Source organism: Thiomicrospira microaerophila (assembly GCF_000934765.1).
Lineage (GTDB): Bacteria > Pseudomonadota > Gammaproteobacteria > Thiomicrospirales > Thiomicrospiraceae > Thiomicrospira > Thiomicrospira microaerophila.
Window position 1 is genome coordinate 1 of the sequence record NZ_JYNN01000097.1, and the last position, 1,776, is coordinate 1,776.

Sequence of the window (1,776 nt, forward strand, 5' to 3'; positions counted from 1 at the left end):
CAAGGTGAGCGCGATATCCGCATGCTTAAGGTGCACCAGAAAGTATCAGGCTGCTTTCGATCAATGGGTGGTGCGAATATCCTGTGTCGTGTCCGAAGTTATTTATCAACGGCAACGAAACAAGGCCTCACGAGTTCAGAGGCCATGACATCGCTTTTTAAGGGAGAGCCACTTCCTTTTATGACGGAGGCTATCACGCCCAATCAAGATGAGTAGCTTGTATGGGGTGAATAGTTACTAAAAATGTTCAGATATTTTAAGAGGTCTAAACTATGTCTACGACGATTCAAGCGGAAGTTCCAGATTTATTATGGCAGCAAGCTCAAGCCTATGTTCATCAAGGCAGGGCTGAGAATATAGAGTCGTTACTTTCTGAATCGCTACGTCGCTATTTGGAGTCCCATCAAGTTGTCCTGACAGAGCAATTCATTCAAGAGGATGTTGAATGGGGCTTGTATGGCGAGGACTGAGTCACTTGTTGTTGCTGATGCGGGTCCCATCATTCATTTAGATGAGCTCGGTGCCCTTGATGTAGTGAGTGACTTTCAACAGATTTTAGTTGCAGAAGCCGTTTGGCAAGAGGTGGAGCATCATAGACCTCAGGCACTGCAGAATAAAGCTATCCATTGGATCAGTGGGACATGAAAGGACAGTCACTTTTAAATTGACGGTAAGCAATCTGTTATCATTTTAAGCCATTTCATTCAACCTAAAGAAGATTCCAAACGGTTTATAACTCTTAATTTAACCAGTTTTGTAATCGTAGGCCGTCTACTCGTTCAAACTCTTTTAAATTGTTGGTCACTAAAATCGTACCAAGGCTTCTCGCATGACCAGCGATGTGAAGATCATTTACGCCAATTGGTGTGCCGGCACGTTCAAGCTCAGCGCGAATTTCACCGTAATGAGCGGCAGCTTTGTCATCGTACTCTATCACGTCTAAGCGACTGCAGAAGTCTTCAACAGCTTGAAGATTCTTGCTCCTGAGTTGACTTTTCTCTACGCCGTGTAAAAGTTCGCCAAGGGTTATCGAGGATATGCCGAGGTGCCCGGAAAATTCATTAAATTTGTTTAATACTTCAATCGGGCGACGTTTAATCACGTAGATGCAGATATTGGTATCAAGTAGAAATTTAATCATCAAACGATTCTCTGGTCGTTTCGGTTTGTGCAGGGCGCTCGTTTAAAAAGTCTTCACTCGCGGATGTTTCAGGGCACAAGAAAAAGCTATCCCATGTATTTTCAACCGGTGTAATAATTCGATCTTTGCCCAGTGTGCGAATAAATACTTTCTTTACCTTGGAGTCAAACCGAACGGAAACGGGCAAGCGCACAGCTTGCGTTTTGTTGTTTTCAAAAACGGTTGCGGTAATCATTGAACTCTCCTGTTGCTATATGTTTTTAGTATATAGTATTCTTGCTATTAACGCTATTTTGGTTTCTCAAAAACTTAACTTGATTTTTTGCTAGTGCTATCGCTTGTCCAAAGCAATAAACATCTTTCAAAACTCAATCGTGCCTAGCTCATAAGTTATTGACGCCCGACAGAATCCTAGGGTTGATTTACCCTTTTTTGTAAGTTTAAGCCGCTTTTCGCTCCAGTTATTTATTAACACTTCAATTGGGCGATGTTTAATCGTCAAGTTGATGTTTAAAATTTGAACAAAAACTTGTGCCTCTTTTCAAGCTGTCTTACACTGTATGAGACCTTTGCAAAACCCAGCTATTCCCAAAGTTAAATTTTCAAATTCGACTTTTTTGAACCGTGGTCTTGCA

General features: G+C 41.8%; 4 protein-coding genes and 1 pseudogene. 3 read left to right on the forward strand and 2 right to left on the reverse strand.

Translation table 11 applies throughout. From position 1 onward, the window contains the following. The 3 genes and pseudogenes from NA59_RS15620 to NA59_RS12675 all read left to right on the forward strand — a co-directional run. Window positions 1-216, forward strand: a pseudogene (locus NA59_RS15620) (hypothetical protein); the annotation flags it as partial. Window positions 217-272: 56 nt separating this feature from the next. After that, window positions 273-470, forward strand: a complete 198-nt coding sequence (locus NA59_RS12670; RefSeq protein WP_044413543.1) for a hypothetical protein — start codon at window positions 273-275, stop codon at window positions 468-470. Continuing rightward, window positions 457-645 carry a hypothetical protein gene (locus NA59_RS12675; RefSeq protein WP_044413547.1) on the forward strand — a complete coding sequence of 63 codons (189 nt, stop codon included), beginning with the start codon at window positions 457-459 and terminating at the stop codon, window positions 643-645. The genes NA59_RS12670 and NA59_RS12675 overlap by 14 nt, the downstream gene beginning before the upstream one ends. Window positions 646-739: 94 nt before the next feature. Here NA59_RS12675 and vapC read toward each other — a convergent pair whose 3' ends face one another. Continuing rightward, window positions 740-1,141 (reverse strand): type II toxin-antitoxin system tRNA(fMet)-specific endonuclease VapC, encoded by a 402-nt coding sequence (gene vapC, locus NA59_RS12680; protein WP_044413551.1) that lies wholly within the window; start codon window positions 1,139-1,141, stop codon window positions 740-742. Next, on the reverse strand, window positions 1,134-1,376 hold the full coding sequence (gene vapB / locus NA59_RS12685) for a type II toxin-antitoxin system VapB family antitoxin (protein ID WP_044413554.1): 243 nt from the start codon (window positions 1,374-1,376) through the stop codon (window positions 1,134-1,136). Before vapB ends, vapC begins: the two co-directional genes overlap by 8 nt. Window positions 1,377-1,776 lie beyond the last annotated feature (400 nt).

Bases quoted from the DNA above. Each gene is read 5' to 3' on its own strand.
- NA59_RS12670 (WP_044413543.1), top strand. From the start codon at position 273: ATGTCTACGACGATTCAAGCGGAAGTTCCAGATTTATTATGGCAGCAA.
- vapC (WP_044413551.1), bottom strand. From the start codon at position 1,141: ATGATTAAATTTCTACTTGATACCAATATCTGCATCTACGTGATTAAA.
- NA59_RS12675 (WP_044413547.1), top strand. From the start codon at position 457: ATGGCGAGGACTGAGTCACTTGTTGTTGCTGATGCGGGTCCCATCATT.
- vapB (WP_044413554.1), bottom strand. From the start codon at position 1,376: ATGATTACCGCAACCGTTTTTGAAAACAACAAAACGCAAGCTGTGCGC.